The 16,039-nt window shown below is 69.9% G+C and carries 18 protein-coding genes; 13 read left to right on the top strand and 5 right to left on the bottom strand.

Features of this window, described 5'->3' with window-relative positions; all coding sequences use genetic code 11:
* The 3 genes from AB0O34_RS22800 to AB0O34_RS22810 form a co-directional block, all read left to right on the top strand.
* A partial coding sequence (locus tag AB0O34_RS22800; protein WP_363918359.1) for an ATP-binding protein occupies positions 1-403 on the top strand: 403 nt, incomplete at its 5' end.
* A gap of 149 nt (positions 404-552) precedes the next feature.
* Positions 553-1,746, top strand: a complete 1,194-nt coding sequence (locus AB0O34_RS22805) for a histidine kinase (RefSeq protein ID WP_363918361.1) — start codon at positions 553-555, stop codon at positions 1,744-1,746.
* A 161-nt stretch (positions 1,747-1,907) separates the two neighbouring features.
* Positions 1,908-2,774, top strand: coding sequence for an AraC family transcriptional regulator (locus AB0O34_RS22810; RefSeq protein WP_363918363.1), 867 nt, complete (start codon positions 1,908-1,910; stop codon positions 2,772-2,774).
* Positions 2,775-2,863: 89 nt separating this feature from the next.
* Here AB0O34_RS22810 and AB0O34_RS22815 read toward each other — a convergent pair whose 3' ends face one another.
* Positions 2,864-3,313: an ATP-binding protein gene (locus tag AB0O34_RS22815; protein ID WP_363918365.1), complete on the bottom strand. Its 450-nt coding sequence runs from the start codon at positions 3,311-3,313 to the stop codon at positions 2,864-2,866.
* Between the two features lie 233 nt (positions 3,314-3,546).
* On the opposite strand from AB0O34_RS22815, the gene AB0O34_RS22820 reads away from it, so the two are divergent.
* From AB0O34_RS22820 to AB0O34_RS22850, 7 genes are all read left to right on the top strand, one after another.
* A complete protein-coding gene (locus AB0O34_RS22820) occupies positions 3,547-4,368 on the top strand; it encodes a helix-turn-helix transcriptional regulator (RefSeq protein WP_363918367.1) in 822 nt (273 codons plus the stop codon).
* Positions 4,359-4,559 carry a DUF397 domain-containing protein gene (locus AB0O34_RS22825; protein WP_363918369.1) on the top strand — a complete coding sequence of 67 codons (201 nt, stop codon included), beginning with the start codon at positions 4,359-4,361 and terminating at the stop codon, positions 4,557-4,559. Before AB0O34_RS22820 ends, AB0O34_RS22825 begins: the two co-directional genes overlap by 10 nt.
* Positions 4,560-4,751: 192 nt before the next feature.
* Complete coding sequence (locus AB0O34_RS22830; RefSeq protein WP_363918447.1) at positions 4,752-5,525, top strand: LytTR family DNA-binding domain-containing protein; 774 nt, start codon at positions 4,752-4,754, stop codon at positions 5,523-5,525.
* Complete coding sequence (locus AB0O34_RS22835; protein ID WP_363918371.1) at positions 5,522-5,905, top strand: hypothetical protein; 384 nt, start codon at positions 5,522-5,524, stop codon at positions 5,903-5,905. Before AB0O34_RS22830 ends, AB0O34_RS22835 begins: the two co-directional genes overlap by 4 nt.
* A gap of 106 nt (positions 5,906-6,011) precedes the next feature.
* Complete coding sequence (locus AB0O34_RS22840) at positions 6,012-7,742, top strand: cation acetate symporter (RefSeq protein ID WP_363918373.1); 1,731 nt, start codon at positions 6,012-6,014, stop codon at positions 7,740-7,742.
* Between the two features lie 183 nt (positions 7,743-7,925).
* A complete protein-coding gene (locus AB0O34_RS22845; protein ID WP_363918375.1) occupies positions 7,926-8,261 on the top strand; it encodes a DUF485 domain-containing protein in 336 nt (111 codons plus the stop codon).
* Positions 8,254-9,858, top strand: coding sequence for a cation acetate symporter (locus AB0O34_RS22850; protein WP_363918377.1), 1,605 nt, complete (start codon positions 8,254-8,256; stop codon positions 9,856-9,858). Before AB0O34_RS22845 ends, AB0O34_RS22850 begins: the two co-directional genes overlap by 8 nt.
* A 163-nt stretch (positions 9,859-10,021) precedes the next feature.
* Here AB0O34_RS22850 and AB0O34_RS22855 read toward each other — a convergent pair whose 3' ends face one another.
* From AB0O34_RS22855 to AB0O34_RS22865, 3 genes are all read right to left on the bottom strand, one after another.
* The gene (locus AB0O34_RS22855) at positions 10,022-10,957 is read right to left on the bottom strand and encodes an aldo/keto reductase (protein ID WP_363918379.1); all 936 of its coding nucleotides are present in this window, start codon (positions 10,955-10,957) and stop codon (positions 10,022-10,024) included.
* Positions 10,958-11,224: 267 nt separating this feature from the next.
* Positions 11,225-12,910 carry a DNA polymerase/3'-5' exonuclease PolX gene (gene polX, locus AB0O34_RS22860; RefSeq protein ID WP_363918381.1) on the bottom strand — a complete coding sequence of 562 codons (1,686 nt, stop codon included), beginning with the start codon at positions 12,908-12,910 and terminating at the stop codon, positions 11,225-11,227.
* Between the two features lie 44 nt (positions 12,911-12,954).
* Positions 12,955-13,929, bottom strand: a complete 975-nt coding sequence (locus AB0O34_RS22865; protein WP_363918383.1) for an aldo/keto reductase — start codon at positions 13,927-13,929, stop codon at positions 12,955-12,957.
* A gap of 174 nt (positions 13,930-14,103) precedes the next feature.
* Here AB0O34_RS22865 and AB0O34_RS22870 point away from each other — a divergent pair, with 174 nt between their 5' ends.
* The 3 genes from AB0O34_RS22870 (at position 14,104) to AB0O34_RS22880 (ending at position 15,565) form a co-directional block, all read left to right on the top strand.
* Complete coding sequence (locus AB0O34_RS22870) at positions 14,104-14,661, top strand: MBL fold metallo-hydrolase (protein ID WP_363918385.1); 558 nt, start codon at positions 14,104-14,106, stop codon at positions 14,659-14,661.
* Positions 14,658-15,077, top strand: a complete 420-nt coding sequence (locus AB0O34_RS22875) for a VOC family protein (RefSeq protein ID WP_363918387.1) — start codon at positions 14,658-14,660, stop codon at positions 15,075-15,077. Before AB0O34_RS22870 ends, AB0O34_RS22875 begins: the two co-directional genes overlap by 4 nt.
* 257 nt (positions 15,078-15,334) lie before the next feature.
* The gene (locus AB0O34_RS22880; protein WP_363918389.1) at positions 15,335-15,565 is read left to right on the top strand and encodes a hypothetical protein; all 231 of its coding nucleotides are present in this window, start codon (positions 15,335-15,337) and stop codon (positions 15,563-15,565) included.
* Between the two features lie 21 nt (positions 15,566-15,586).
* Here the strand turns inward: AB0O34_RS22880 and AB0O34_RS22885 are convergent, their stop codons facing one another.
* Complete coding sequence (locus AB0O34_RS22885; RefSeq protein WP_363918391.1) at positions 15,587-15,958, bottom strand: DoxX family protein; 372 nt, start codon at positions 15,956-15,958, stop codon at positions 15,587-15,589.
* Between the last annotated feature and the right edge of the window lie 81 nt (positions 15,959-16,039).

The following is a 16,039-nucleotide window of genomic DNA, read 5'->3' on the forward strand; positions in this document are numbered from 1 at the left end:
GCTCGACCAGGCCGCGGAGGCCAGGCGCTTCACCCGCTTCCTGCTCGGCGGCACGCCGTTCGCCGACGACGCCGAACTGGTCGTCGGCGAACTGGCGGGCAACGCCGTCCGCCACACCCGCAGCGGATCCGCGGGCGGTCACTTCACCGTCGAGATCATCCTCACCTCGCCCCGTCGTGAACCGCTCGGCGGCCCCGCGGCGGCCGCGAGCGTCCTGGTCACCGTCTACGACCTCGGCGGGGCCGGTGTCCCGCGGTTCGGCGGCCACGGCCAAGCGGACGTCCCGTGCGCGGAAGGCGGGCGTGGGCTGGCCATCGTGACCGTCCTGGCGGAACGGACCGGCTTCCAGGGCGCCCCGGCGACTGGGCACAGAGTGTGGGCCTACCTCGCACGCAGGCCGTGATCGGCGTTGCCCGTGCGGGACGGCGGGGTAAACCGGGGGAGGCGGGGCCGGGCGGTGAGCGGTCAGGTGAGCCGTCCCCGCGGCGGGTGGGCGGGCCGGCGATTATCGGCGGGTGCTGGGGCCGGGACGGTCGGGTAGGCTCCGGCGGCGTGGAACCGCTCCTGGCCGTGCCCGTGCTGCTGGTCCTCGTCGGGGTCCCGGCCGTGGTGCTGTGGCGGGTGCTGCGCGGCCGGCGCGAGCTCGGCACCAGCCCGGCCGAGCGCGCCACCTTCGAGACCCTGCACACCGCCTCCCTGGCCGCGCCGCCGCTGCGCGCGGGCCTGACGGCCGCGGGGGCGCTGAAGGCCTCGCGCTACCTGCGCGAGCTGCTCGGCTCGCCCGCCATCGCGATCACCAACGGCGAGGAGCTGCTGGTCTACGACGGCGCGGGCGACCACCACGCCAAGAACGCCTTCGCCAACGCCGCCGAGACCCTGCGCGACGGCCGCATCCAGGTGCTCGGCCCCGACGCGGTCTCCTGCGACCTGCCCGAGTGCCCGGTCAGGTACGCCGTGGTGGTGCCGCTGACCACCGACGACCGGGTGGTGGGCTCGCTGGCGGCCTACGGCGACCACGCCTCGGCGGGCCTGGTGCGCGCCACGCAGGAGGTCGCCACCTGGGTCGACTCCCAGCTGGAGCTGGCCGAGCTCGACCGGTCGCGCACCCTGCTCATGGAGGCCGAGGTGCGTGCCCTGCGGGCGCAGATCTCCCCGCACTTCATCTACAACTCGCTGACGACGATCGCCTCGTTCGTGCGCACCGACCCCGAGCGCGCCCGGGAACTGCTGCTGGACTTCGCCGACTTCACCCGCTACTCCTTCAGACGGCACGGGGAGTTCACCACGCTCGCCGAGGAGCTGCGCTCGATCGACCGCTACCTCACGCTGGAGCGCGCCCGCTTCGGCGACCAGCTCAGGGTGACGCTGCGCATCGCCCCGGAGGTGCTGCCTGTGGCGGTGCCGTTCCTCTGCCTTCAGCCCCTGGTGGAGAACGCCGTGCGTCATGGGCTGGAGAGCAAGGATGGGGTCGGCCGCATCACGATCCTCGCCGAGGACGCCGGCGCCGAGTGCCTGATCAGCGTGGAGGACGACGGCATCGGCATGGACCCCGAGCGGCTGCGGCGCATCCTGTCCGGCGACCCCGACGAGCGCTCGGGCGCGGGCGGGGTCGGCCTCGCCAACGTGGACGAGCGGCTCCGCCAGGTCTACGGCGACGAGTACGGCCTGGTGGTCGAGACGGCCCAGGGCGCCGGCGCCAAGATCAGCGTCCGCCTCCCCAAGTACCGCCAGGGCGTCTCGGTCTAGCGGGTCTGGTCACCCCGTGTTCCTGCCGGGCAACGGGCGTGGCCCCATGACGCCTGTGAGCGAAGACCTCGCCGTACCCGACCGCACCGGGCACAGGATGTCGGGTCCGGCGGGTCACGTCCTACCTAGCGTGGTGAACGGAAAGGGAAGGAGGGCTGGGAGTGCTGGAACGGCTGAACCAGGCCATGGAGTACATCGAGCGGCACCTCGATCAGCAGATCGAGGTGGCCGAGCTCGCGCGGATCGCTGTCACGTCGGAGTACCACTTCAGGCGGCTGTTCTCCGCGCTGGCGGGCATCCCGCTGTCCGAGTACGTCCGTCGCAGGCGGCTCACCGTCGCGGGCGCTCAGGTGCTCGCGGGGGAGGGGACGCTGCTCGATGTCGCGGTGCGTTACGGCTACAGCTCGGGCGAGGCGTTCGCGCGCGCGTTCCGCGCCGTGCACGGCATCGGCCCCGGCGAGGCCAGGCGGACCGGTGCGGCTCTGTACTCCCAGCCACGGATGTCCTTCCGTCTCATCATCGAAGGGAGCGGCAGCATGCGGTATCGGGTCGTGGAGAAGGAGGAGTTCCGTGTGGTGGGCAAGAAGGCGCGCGTCCCGCTCGTCCACGAGGGGATGAACCCCGCGATGGTCGAGTTCATCCGGAGCATCGACCAGGAGACCGTGCGGCGTATCGCGGGACTGTCCGACCAGGAGCCGCAGGGGATCGTCAGCGTGGCCGACCAGGTCGGCGACGGCCGTGAGGAGGGCACCGAGCTCGACTACTACCACGCCGTCGTGACCGGCGCCGACGTGCCCGAGGACATGGACGCCCTCGACGTCCCGGCGGGTACATGGGCGGTGTTCGAGAACTCGGGCGCGTTCCCGCAGGCGCTCCAGTATCTGTGGCGGGACGTGTTCACGCAGTGGTTCCCGTCCAACCCGTACCGGAGCAGGCCGGGTCCCGAGATCTCGCGCACCCTGCTGTCGCAGGACGGGACCCAGGCGGACGCCGAGCTGTGGATCCCCGTGGAGCGGACCACGGACTGAGGGATGACAGCGCGCCGGCGGCCCGGGCCCCAGTCCGGTCCCGGACCACCGGCGCCTCCTCCGTCTGCCCGGCCCTCCAGGATGCTCCCTCACCACACCACGTCGCGGGCTTCCCGACCGACTCCAGGTTCGACGCCCGTCGACTCCGGCCGCCTGAATCTGACGGCGAACCAGACGACCCGGCCGGCGCCGTCCCTGTAGATGCCCCACCGCTCGGAGATGGCGTCCACCAGGAACAACCCGCGACCGCCTTCGCCGTACGGCTCGTCGCAGACTCTCGGCTCGCTCTCGGATCCCGAGTCGACGACCTCGACATGGACGGTGTCGTCAACCTCGCTCACCGCGAGGGTCACCCGCCCGCCCCCACGCGAGTCCGAATGCGTGACGCTGTTCGTGACCAGCTCGGACACGAGGAGCACGACCTCGTCCAGCACCGGATGCGTCCGCCCCAGCACCTCGCGCACGAACGCCCGAGCCTGCGCGACGGACTCCGGAGCACCGACCAACTCGGTCATCCCCAGAAGGCTGTGTGTCGCCATGCCACCCTCGTTTCATCTCGGCGACTGCGGGATGGCACCAGGAATGCGGGCTTCCTGTGGCATCGCGATTCCATCTCCGCAGTGACAGATCACGGAAAGAAGAAATTTGCTCTCCGAGCCTGACCTGTCGTGGATACGCTGTGGAGTGGATTGGTAGCACTGAGTGCATACGGTTTTTGTGTGCTGCCTGGTGCTATCAGCGTCACCTCAGCCCATCGCCCAAGGGAGGGGCCGTGCCTCAACCGGTCACGCTGCACCCGGACACCTCACCGCTGGCGCTCTTCGGCTACGAGTTGCGCCGCTACCGTGAGGCGGCGCAACTAACACAGAAGCAACTGGCGAAGAAGATCCTCTTTTCGACCAGCATGGTGGGCATGGTCGAACGGGCGGTACGTCGACCCGAGAGGGTATTCGCCGAGAGATGCGATCAAGCGCTGGGTCTGGACGGTGTGTTGACTCGGCTCAGCGCCATCGCTCGGCGGGAGACGGATGCCGAGCACTTCCGTCCATGGCTCGACATCGAGCAGGAGGCGACAACGCTGCGCATCTGGGATCCCCTCTTGATACCGGGCCTCTTCCAGACCCAGACCTACGCTCGACGCATCATCGTCGGTGAACCCGGCATCACGACTGAACAAGCGGACCAGCAGGTCGCTGGACGGATGCGGCGTCTGTCGATCCTGTCAGGCGAGAATCCGGCTACGGTCTTCGCACTGATCGACGAGGGCGTGCTCCGTAGACCCATCGGTGGTCCAGCAGTCATGGGAGAGCAACTGGCCTACCTTCTGGAGATCGGAAGTCATCCCATGGTGACGGTTCAAATCGTGCCGTACAGCGCAGAATCGACTTGTGGTCTGCTCAGTGCTTTCGTCCTAGCAGAACAACACAATTCTCCCCATGCTGCCTATGTGGACTGCTCCCCGCGGGGGCGGACGATTGAGGACCGCGAGACGGTGAGTCAGCTCATCAAGCGTTACGACGCCATCCGTGCCGAGGCATACCCGCAGCATCTGTCCGTGAAAGTCATCGAGGAAGTGATGAAGCAATGGATCTGAGTGACGCACGGTGGCGCAAGTCCAGCCGCTCCGGATCTGACGGCGGACACTGCGTCGAGGTGGCCACGAACCTCCCCGGTGTCGTCGCGGTGCGTGACTCCAAGGACCGCGGTGGCCCCGCACTGGTCTTCTCCCCTCATGAGTGGCATGCCTTCATCGGCGACCTCAAAACCAGCCACAATGCCCCTTAGCGGTGTGACGATGTGGCGGGATGGACAAGCGGCGGCCGAGCCGTTCCTCCGCTCCGGGTCGGCCGCGAACTGATCCGGCCTTGGGTGTCTCCGGATAGTTATGGCCGCTGGTGACGTGAGGCGTTGACTTCCTCTGTCGGATTCATCACTCTCTAGTTCACTCAGGAGTGCGATCGGGTGAATGGGAGTGATGTGACCGGCCTGCGCGTGCTGGCGGTGGACGACGAGCAGCCGGCGCTGGAGGATCTGGCGTACCTGCTCAGGGCCGATCCGCGCATCGGCGAGGTCGCCATGGCCCGCGACGGCGCGTCGGCGCTGAAGATGCTCGACCGCGCCATGGCCGACGGCAGGCCCGTCGAGGCGGTGTTCCTCGACATCCGCATGCGCGGCCTGGACGGCGTCGTGCTCGGCCGCCTGCTGGCCCAGTTCACCCGGCCACCCCGGGTCGTGTTCGTCACCGCCTACGAAGAGCACGCGGTGGACGCGTTCGAGATCAAGGCTGAGGACTACCTGCTCAAGCCGGTACGGCCCGAGCGGCTCGCCGAGGCGATCCGCCGGGTGTGCGCCGCCATCCCGGACGCCCCCGGCTCGGTGGGGGACGCCGCCCGCGCGGCGCCGGACGGCGAGACCATCCCGGTCGAGCTGGCGGGGGTCACCCGCTTCGTCGCCAGCTCCGACGTCCGGTACGTGGAGGCGCAGGGCGACTACGCCCGGCTCCACACGGCCGCCGGCAGCCACCTGGTGCGCATCCCGCTCGCCGCGCTGGAGGAGCGCTGGGCCGGCGCGGGGTTCATCCGCGTGCACCGCAGCCACCTGGTCGCCGTCAAGCACATCGACGAGCTGCACATCGACTCAGGGCGCTGCACCGTGCGCATCGGCGACACCGAGATCCCGGTCAGCCGCCGCCACACCCGCGAGCTCCGCGACCTGCTCGTACGCCGCGCCAGGAAGGGCCGTACGGAGTGACGCCGAAGACGCCTGAGCGGCCGAAGCGGGAGGTCGTCACCAGCCCTCGCACCACGGCGGCGCGCAGGCCCCGCTACCCGGTCACCATGGAGATCGACGAGCAGACGCGCCTCGGCGAGGTCTACATGCGCTCGCTCATCCGCACCCAGTTCCGGCTGGCCCTGTTCGTCTGCACGGTGCTCGGATGCGTGATCGGCGGGCTGCCGCTGCTGTTCCTACTGGTCCCCGGCCTGCGTGAGGTGCGCCTGTTCGGGTTGCCCCTGCCGTGGGTGGTGCTGGCGGGGCTGATCTACCCGGCGTTCGTCGCCGGCGCCTGGCTGTACGTGCGGCAGGCCGAACGCAACGAGCGGCACTTCGCCGATCTGGTCGAACGCCAGTGAACACGTCCCCCCGGCGGCGCGCGGGCGAAGCCGCGGGCGGTGTCGTAGGCCGAGCCGCGGGCAGCGTCGTAGGCCACGTGGCGGGCAGTGTCGGGGGCAGGGCCCCGTGAGCGCCGCGCTGGGGCTCACGGCCGTGATCGTCGTGGTGGTGGCGGCGATCCTCATCGGGGCCTTCGGGCTGCGGCTGTCGCGGACGACCTCCGACTTCTACGTCGCCTCGCGCACGGTCTCGCCGCTGTGGAACGCCTCGGCGATCGGCGGGGAGTACCTGTCGGCGGCCTCCTTCCTCGGGATCGCCGGCCTGATCCTCGCCTACGGCGCCGACATGCTGTGGCTGCCGGTGGGCTGGACCGGCGGCTACCTGGTGCTGCTCGTGCTGGTCTCGGCCCCGCTGCGCAGGTCGGGCGCCTACACGCTGCCCGACTTCGCCGAGGCCCGCCTGGAGTCGATGGCGGTGCGGCGGATGGCCAGCGTGCTCGTCGTGCTGATCGGCTGGCTCTACCTGATGCCGCAGTTCCAGAGCGCCGGCCTGGTGTTCCGCACGATCACCGGGGCGCCGCCGTGGGTGGGCGGGCTGCTGGTGGCCGTCGTCGTCGCGGTCAACGTGCTGTCGGGAGGGATGCGCTCGATCACCTTCGTCCAGGCGTTCCAGTACTGGCTGAAGCTGACCGCGCTGGCGCTGCCCGTGGTGTTCCTGCTGTTCGCCTGGTACGGGCTCGGCAAGCCGGGGCTCGGGAGCGACGCGCCCCCGGTCTTCACCGACCCGGTCACCGTGGCGGTGAGCGCCGACGTGACCGTCCGGTTCGAGCGGCAGACCGTCGTCACCGCGACCGGCCGTGTCGACGGCCGCACGGTGCGCGGGGAACGGCTCACGCTCCGGCCGGGCGACCACACGATCACCCACGACACGACCGTGGCGTTCCCGGCCGGCGCGCCCGTGCCGCACGTGGAGAATTTGCCCGTGCTCACCGACCACCAGTGGGCGCTCCCGCTGCACAGCCGCGAGCACCCGCTGTACGCGACCTACTCGCTGATCCTCGCCACCTTCCTTGGGACCATGGGCCTGCCGCACGTGCTCGTGCGGTTCTACACCAACCCCGACGGACGGGCCGCCCGTCGCACGACCCTGGTGGTGCTGACCCTGCTCGGCGCCTTCTACCTGCTCCCGGCCGTCTACGGCGCCCTCGGGCGTCTCTACACGCCCGAGCTGCTCATGACGGGCCGTACGGACGCGGTGGTGCTGACCCTGCCGGGCCGCCTGGTCGGCGGGACGGCGGGGGAGTTGCTCGGCGCCCTGGTCACCGCCGGGGCCTTCGCGGCGTTCTTGTCCACCTCCTCGGGGCTCGCGGTGTCGGTGGCCGGGGTGATCGGGCAGGACATCCTGCGTGGGGGAGTGCCGAGCTTCCGCGCCGCCACGCTGCTCGCGGTGACGGTGCCGCTCGTGCTCGCCACGATGGCGAGGTCCCTCGCCGTCGCGGACGTGGTGGGGCTCGCGTTCGCGGTGGCCGCCTCGTCGTTCTGCCCGCTGCTCGTGCTCGGCATCTGGTGGCGGCGGCTGACCACCACGGGAGCCATGGCCGGGCTGCTCGCCGGGGGCGGCCTGGCCGGCGTCGCCGTGATCGCGGTCATCACCGGCGGCCCCTACACCGGCTGGACGGGCGCGCTGCTGGCCCAGCCGGCGGCCTGGACCGTCCCGATCTCGTTCGCCGTGATGATCCTCGTGTCGCTGCTCACCCCCGGCCGGGTGCCGCGGGGGGTGGCGCGCACGATGGTGCGGCTGCACGCGCCCGAGACGCTCAACGTCAACCGGGGGGACTGGCGCCCCCGCTCGACCTGAGCGGCCGTACGGCCACCCGGCGCCGGCCGACCACTCGTCGCGTGGAATGCGCCTTTCGGCGCAGGGCCCGGCCACGTGAGCGACGGGTAGGGGCGACTTGGCGATGATGCGGCCCCAAGCCCTCTGCGGCGGCCCCGGACCCTTCTACGGTAAGCGTGATCCAGATCACAACGTGGAGGTCTCGTGGCCACTCAACAAGACGAGTCATCGGCATACGAACAGGTGCAGGCCAGCTCGGAGTTCCAGGAGCTGCGCCGTCGTTACCGCAGCTGGGCGTTCCCGGTGACCGTCGCCTTCCTTGTGTGGTACCTGCTGTACGTGGTCATGTCCGGCTGGGCACGTGGCTTCATGGGCACCAAGGTCTTCGGAAACGTCAACGTGGCGCTGGTCTTCGGCGTTCTGCAGTTCGTGTCGACGTTCCTGATCGCGTGGGCGTACGCCCGCCATGCGGGCAACAAGCTCGACCCGCTTTCCGACAAGCTTCGCGGTGAGATGGAGGGGACGTCGTCCAATGACTGACCACGCCCTTTCGATCACGCTGTTCGTCCTGTTCGTCGCCGCGACCCTGGGCATCACCTTCTGGGCGAGCCGCCACACCAAGAACGCCACCGACTTCTACGCCGGCGGCCGGTCGTTCAGCGGCGTGCAGAACGGCCTCGCCATCGGCGGCGACTACATGTCCGCCGCGTCGTTCCTCGGCATCGCGGGCATCATCGCGCTGTCCGGGTACGACGGCTTCCTGTACTCCATCGGGTTCCTCGTCGCCTGGCTGGTGGCCCTGCTGCTGGTCGCCGAGCTGATGCGGAACTCCGGCAAGTACACGATGGCCGACGTGCTGGCCTTCCGGATGAGCCCGCGCCCGGTGCGCACGGCCGCCGGGGTCTCCACGATCACGGTCAGCATCTTCTACCTGCTCGCCCAGATGGTCGGCGCGGGCGCGCTGGTCGGCCTGCTCTTCGGCATCACCTCTCCCGCGGGCAAGGCGGGCACGATCGTGGTCGTCGGCCTGCTCATGATCGTCTACGTGGTCGTCGGCGGCATGAAGGGCACCACCTGGGTGCAGATCGTCAAGGCCGTGCTGCTGATGACCGGCGCCGCCCTGGTGACCCTGCTCGTCCTCGGGCACTTCGGCTTCAACTTCTCAAGCCTCCTCGGCAGCGCCGCGCAGGCGAGCGGCAAGGGACAGGCGTTCCTGGAGCCGGGGCTGAAGTACGGCGTGGAGGCCAAGGGCCTCGCGAGCAAGCTCGACCTGATCAGCCTCGGGCTGGCTCTCGTCCTCGGCACGGCGGGCCTGCCGCACATCCTCATCCGCTTCTACACCGTGCCGACCGCCAAGGTCGCCCGCAAGTCCGTCCTTTGGGGCATCGGCATCATCGGCGTGTTCTACCTGCTCACGCTGGTGCTGGGCTTCGGCGCCGCCGCCCTGGTCGGGAGCAAGGCGATCGCGGCCCAGAACGCGGCAGGCAACACCGCGGCCCCGCAGCTCGCGCTGAAGATCGGGCAGCTCATCTTCGGCGACGTCGGGGGCACGATCCTGCTCGCGGTCATCGCCGCCGTGGCCTTCGCGACGATCCTCGCGGTGGTCGCGGGCCTGACGCTGGCCTCCTCGTCGAGCTTCGCCCACGACCTCTACGCGCACGTCTTCAAGAGGGGGAACACGACCGAGCAGCAGGAGATCAAGGTCGCGCGGATCGCAGCCTTCGCCATCGGCGCGGTCTCGATCGTCCTCGGCATCTTCGCGCAGAACCTCAACGTGGCGTTCCTGGTCGCGCTGGCGTTCGCGGTCGCCGCGTCGGGCAACCTCCCCGCCATCCTCTACAGCCTGTTCTGGAAGAGGTTCAACACGGCGGGGGCGGTCTCGGCGATCTACGGCGGCCTCGCGTCGGCCCTGATCCTCGTGATCTTCTCGCCGGTCGTCTCGGGCGCCAAGACGTCACTGTTCCCGGACGCCGACTTCCACTGGTTCCCGCTGGACAACCCGGGCCTGGTCTCGATCCCGCTCGGCTTCCTCGCCGGGTACATCGGGACCGTGCTGAGCAAGGAGTTCAACGCGCAGAAGTACGCCGAGATCGAGGTCCGCTCGCTCACCGGCGCCGGCGCGGAGAAGGCCGGCTGACACCGAGAAGCGCGGCTCCTGGCGACCCCCTCGCGCCGGGAGCCGTAACCGGCGGGACCGGGTCCCCCGAACTGCCCGGTCGCGGGTCTCCCTCACCTCCAGAGGCCCCGCGACCGGGCCCTGCCGTACTACGGGCCTCGCCGTCCCTGTGGTCTCGCCGTTCCTAGGCCGAGGCCTCGTCGAGCAGCCTGACCTCCTCGGGGGACAGCACCAGGTCCGCCGCCGCGACGAGGGCGGGAACCTGCTCGGGCACCCTGGCGCTGGCGATGGGCGCGGCGACGGTGGGCCGGGTCAGCAGCCACGCGAGCGCCACGGTCGTCGCCTCGACGCCGTGATTCGCGGCGACCTTGTCCAGGGCCTCCAGCACGCGGCGGCCCCGCTCGGTCTGGAGGTAGGGCGAGGCGCCGCCCGCCCGCGCGGAGTCGACGCTGACCCCGGGCCGGTACTTCCCGGTCAGGAACCCCTTGGCGAGGGCGAAGTAGGGCACGCTGGACAGGCCCGCGCGGGCGACCACCTCTTCGAGCCGCCCCTCGTACTCCTCGCGCTCGACGAGGTTGTAGTGCTGCTGGAGGGCGACGTACCTGGCGAGGCCCAGCCGGTCGGACACCGCCAGCGCCTCCTCCAGGCGGTCGGCCTCGTAGTTGGAGGCGCCGATGTGGCGCACCTTGCCCTCGCGGACCAGCTCGTCGAAGGCCGTCAGCGTCTCCTCCAGCGGAGTGCCGCGGTCGTCGGAGTGCGCGTAGTACAGGTCGATCCTGTCGGTGCGCAGCCGCCGCAGCGACCCCTCGGCCGAGCTGCGGATGTTGGCCGCCGACAGGCCCTCGGCTCCGGGCTGCTGGCCGACCTTGGTGGCGACCACGAGGGAGTCGCGGTTGCCGCGCTCGGCCATCCACTCGCCGATGATCGTCTCGGACTCGCCGCCCTCGTTGCCGGGGATCCACGCCGAGTAGGAGTCGGCGGTGTCGATGAAGTTCCCTCCCGCCTCGGCGTAGGCGTCCAGGACGGCGAAGGAGGTGTCACGGTCGGCCGTCCAGCCGAAGACGTTACCGCCCAGGCACAACGGAAAAACCGACAGATCGGTCTTATCGATATTTCTCATGATCAGAACCTATTTGAGTGATTCGGCAGCGCTTGTCGCGCTTGCGGTGTTTTGGTCGTTCCCGGCCCCGAACCTCCATCTTCCTCCTACCCGCCTTCCCGCCCCGGCTCCGGGGCGAGGCCATAGGAGGGTGGCCGGCACGCCCGACCTTAGGCCATCACCGTCACGGGGTGCCGTACCGGGCCGTCGAACAGGTGGCCCCGCTAGTCGCGGCGGGCCTCGTCGGGCTGGGTGGCCCCCGTCTCGTCGGCTTGCGGGAAGGAGCGGTCAGCCCCGGCGAAGGAAGGCCAGCAGGCGGTCGAGCGGCCAGGCGTTGATGACGTCCTCGCTGGTCAGCCAGGCCCGCTGGGCGATGCCGACGCCGAAGCGCAGGTTGCCGAGATGCGGCACGGCGTGCGAGTCGCTGTCGATGGAGAACTTCACCCCGTGGTGGCGCGCGAGCCGCGCGAGGTCGGAGGGGAGGTCGGCCCGGTCGGGATAGGCGTCGATCTCCATCGCGGTGCCCGTGCGCGCCGCCGCCGCGAAGACCGCCGCCCAGTCGGCGTCCACGGGAGGGCGCTTGCCGATCTTGCGGGTCGTGGGGTGGCCGATCACGTGGACGTCCGGGTTCTCGCAGGCGGTGATGAACCGGCGGGTCATCTCGTCGCGTGACTGGGTGAAGTGCGAGTGCACGGACGCGACGCAGACGTCGAAGCCGGAAAGGACCTCGGCCGGCCAGTCGACGGTGCCGTCGGGCGCGATGTTGAGCTCGGTGCCGTGCAGCAGCCGCATGCCGGGATACGACGCCTGGAGCCGGTGCAGCCGCTCACGCTGCTCCAGCGCCTTCTCAAGGGTCATGCGCTGCATGAACAGGTTGGGCGCGTGGTCGGTCACCGCGTAGTACTCGTAGCCGCGCCCGGCCGCCGCCGCGACCATCTCCTCCAGCGTGGCGATGCCGTCGGTCAGGTCGGTGTGGGTGTGCAGGTCGCCCCTGAGGTCGCCGAGGGTCACCAGCTCGGGAAGCTCATGGCGCAGGGCGGCCTCGATCTCGCCGCCGTCCTCACGCAGCGCGGGCGGCACCCACTGCATGCCGAGCGCCTCGTAGATCTCCTCCTCGGTGCGGGAGGCGATCACGGTCTCGCCCTCGAACAGGCCGTACTCGGACAGCTTCCAGCCGCGCTTCACGCACATCTCGCGCAGCCGTACGTTGTGCTCCTTGGAGCCGGTGAAGTACTGCATCGCCGCGCCCCACGACTCCGCCGGCACCACACGGAGATCGACCTGCAGGCCCTGGGTGGTGCGCACCGACGTCTTCAGGCCGCCGCTCGCGATGACCTTCGCGACGTACGGCCTGCTCCTGAACTCCTCCATCAGCGACTCGGGCCCGACGGCCAGGATGTCGATGTCGCCGATCGTGTCCTTCATCCTGCGCAGCGACCCGGCGTAGGCGATCTTGTCGGCGGGGAGGGAGGCGATGACGCGCTCGGCGAGATCCATGGCGACGCCGAGGTGCACCCGTTCGCCTGCCCGCTGGAGCTGCTCGATGCCCTTGAGGATGTTCTCCTCGCTCTTGGCCCCGAACCCCCGCAGCCCGGCGAGCCTGCCCTCGCGGATCGCCTCCGCCAGCGCCTCTGGCGAGGCGATGCCGAGCTCCTGGAACAGGAAGACGGCCTTCTTCGGCCCGAGGGAGGGGATGCGCGTCAGCCTCCGCACGCCGTCGGGCACCTGGAGGCGGAGGTCATCGAGCTGGCGGAAGCCGCCCCGCTGGAGGAACTCCTCCATCTTCTTGGCGATGGCCTCGCCCACGCCCGGCACCTTGCGGACGTCCACCTGCGAGATGTCCTCGGGAAACCCCGCGATGGCCTTGGCGGCCTTCTGGTAGCTGCGCACCCGGAAGGCGTCGCCGCCGTTCATCGCGAACAGCTCGGCATACTCCTCGAGCGCCGCCGCCGCTTCGTCATTCGCCCGACCCATGCCCCTCAGCCTATCGAGGCCGAGGGGCGTCGATCAGGGTATGGCTAGTGGGCCACCGGGCGGTCCACGTACGGCTCGGCGAGCGAGGCGAGCTCCTTGTCCGACAGGGTGAGGCCCACGGCCGCGACCGCGTCGTCCAGGTGGCGCTCCTTGGTGGCCCCGACGATCGGCGCGTTCACACCGGGCTGGGCGAGCAGCCAGGCGAGGCCCACCTGCGCGGGCGGGACGTCGCGCTCGGCGGCGATCTGGGCGACCCGGTCGAGGATCGCCGCGTCACCCGGCCCGCCGTAGAGCGCGGTGATCCGCTCGTCGGAGCCCGCGCGGGTCGTGCTCTGCTCATCCGAGCCCGCCCGTGCCACCAGGCCGCGCGCCAGCGGGCTCCACGGGATCAGCCCGACCCCCTGGTCCACACAGAGCGGGACCATCTCCCGCTCCTCCTCCCTGTAAAGAAGGTTGTAGTGGTTCTGCATGGACACGAACTTCGTCCAGCCGTTGACCTCGGCGACGTGCTGCGCCTTGGCGAACTGCCAGGCGTACATGGTTGAGGCGCCGATGTAGCGGGCCTTTCCGGACCTGACGACGTCGTGGAGGGCCTCCATGGTCTCCTCGATGGGGGTGTGGTCGTCCCAGCGGTGGATCTGGTAGAGGTCCACGTAATCGGTGCCGAGGCGCCTCAGCGAGGCGTCGATCGCGGCGTGGATGTGCTTGCGCGACAGGCCGCTGTCGTTCACCGCCCGGCCCACGGGGAAGAAGACCTTGGTGGCGAGCACGTAGTCCTCGCGGTTGGGGAAGATCTTGCGCAGCAGCCGCCCGGTGACCTCCTCGCTGCTGCCGACCGAGTAGACGTCGGCGGTGTCGAAGAAGGTGATCCCCGCCTCGGCGGCCCTGCGTACCAGGGGTTCGCTCCGCTCCTCGTCCAGCACCCAGTCCGCCCACTTGGCCGGGTCGCCGTAACTCATCATCCCGAGGCAGATCCGCGACACCTTCATACCGGTGGAACCAAGCCTGATGTAGTCCATGTCAATACCTCCCAATGGACATCCCATCACGAACCCCTCTATGCCTGCGTACGGCGCGTGAGGACCGGCGGCATGGCGGTGCGGCCGGCGGGGGAAGTGCTAGAACGGGAAAGCCGCTCGGCCGAAGGACGGCCGGTGGTCCTCCCGTGAGCCGTCGCAACGAAAGGGAAGACCGTGACCGCGACCGTGCATGTCCTGACCAATGGGTACGCCGGCGAGCGGGTCGCCGGCACGGTGACGCTGATCCTCGACGGTGACGTGGTCGCCGTCGTGGACCCGGGCATGGTGGCCGACCGGCGGCTCATCCTCGACCCCATCGCGGCCCTTGGCCTCGCGGTCGAGGACGTGACCGACGTGGTGTTCTCCCACCACCATCCCGACCACACCCTGAACGCGGCCCTGTTCCCGAGGGCACGCTTCCACGACCACTGGGCGATCTACCGCGACGACCTGTGGCAGGACCGCGACGCGGACGGATTCCAGGTCGCCCCCTCGGTGCGCCTGATGCGGACTCCGGGCCACACCCGGCAGGACATCACCACACTCGCCGACACCGACGAGGGCCTGGTGGCAGCCACGCACCTGTGGTGGAACGCCGACGGCCCCGAGGACGACCCGCTCGCCGAGGACCTCGGTGAGCTGCGAGCCTCACGCGAGCGCCTGCTGGCGCTGCGCCCCACCCTGATCATCCCCGGCCACGGTTCCCCCTTCACCAGAGGCGTCGACCATTGAGCGAGCGTCAGGCAACCCAGCCCTATGACACCAAGGCGGCCAGATCGCCCCTCGGCCTCGGACTGCACCACGTGCAACTCGCCCTGCCGCCGGGCGAGGAGGAGGTGTGCCGGCGGTTCTACGTGGACGTGCTCGGCATGACTGAGATCCGGAAGCCCCCGGTGCTCGCCGCCCGGGGCGGGCTATGGGTGCGGGCCGACGATCTGGAGATCCACCTCGGGGTCGAGGAGGACTTCCGCCCGGCACGCAAGGCCCACCCGGGCATCCTCGTCGCCGACCTGGACGCTCTGGCCGAGCGGCTGTCCGGCCGGGGCGTCAAGGTGGTCTGGGACGACGGTTTCCCCGGCCACCGGCGGTTCTACGTCACCGACTGCCACCAGAACCGCCTCGAGTTCCTCTCCCCCGAGCAAGGCTAGTGGCCGTTCCAGCAGGCGGTACGGGCGTGCGGGCCCTGCCGGCGGTCAGTCGAGGTGTGGTTGCCAGGTCGCCGGCACGGAGCGGGGCGTACGGGGATCCAGCAACTACGCGAAACTCTCTTGCCACCTATTTGCCGATATTTCTAACTTCAGTGCATGAGCATTCGGCAGCACAGGAGAACCGCCGCGGGGGACGGGTGATCGTCGATGGGGGCGCTCACGCGGACGGGCCGACGGATCGGCGCCGGGTGAACCGCATGACAGTGGAGCGCGTGCGCGCCGCCGTGACGCTCATCATGGAGAGCGAGAGCCGTCGAAGACGCGCCGAAGGTCTCATCCACGGCTGGCAGCTCACCCGTGAGGACCTCGACGAGGCGGCACATGCGCTCGGCACCCCACCGGTGACCGACGAGGAGTGGAACGCCATCCAGGACGGCCGTGGCATCCGAGTCCGAACACACGGCACCGGCCCGGGTGGTCCAGCCTGAGAGACCCGCCGGCGACGTGGGTCAGAAGTGGTAGGGCCCGAAGCGGCCCCAGGCGACGAGGGCGGAGAGGATCAGCAGGACGACGTTGACGACCACGCTCTGGATCTCGTTGCGCTTCACGTGGACGACGATCGCGCCGATCATGATGAGCGCGAGGCCGGTGGCGGCCAGCGGGGTGAGGAAGGTGGCGATGCCGGTGACGGCGGGGAGGATCAGCCCGAGCGCGGCCAGGAACTCCACTGCGCCGATGAACTTCACCATCCCGGCGGAGTAGTCCTCGACCCACCCCATGTTCGCGGCGAGCTTTTCCTTGGGCTGAGTGGTCTTCAGGACACCGGCCATGCCGAATGCCAGGGCGAGAAGCACCTGAAGTATCCACAGGAAGACGTTCACAGGGTCTCCTTCGAGGGCCGGGTAGTGAGGGCATGCCGCACAGGTGGGCCCGGCCGTCACCACCTGAGGGAAGTCGAGACG

The sequence above is a fragment of the Sphaerisporangium sp. NPDC088356 genome (assembly GCF_040685555.1).
In the GTDB taxonomy this organism is placed as follows: Bacteria; Actinomycetota; Actinomycetes; order Streptosporangiales; family Streptosporangiaceae; genus Sphaerisporangium.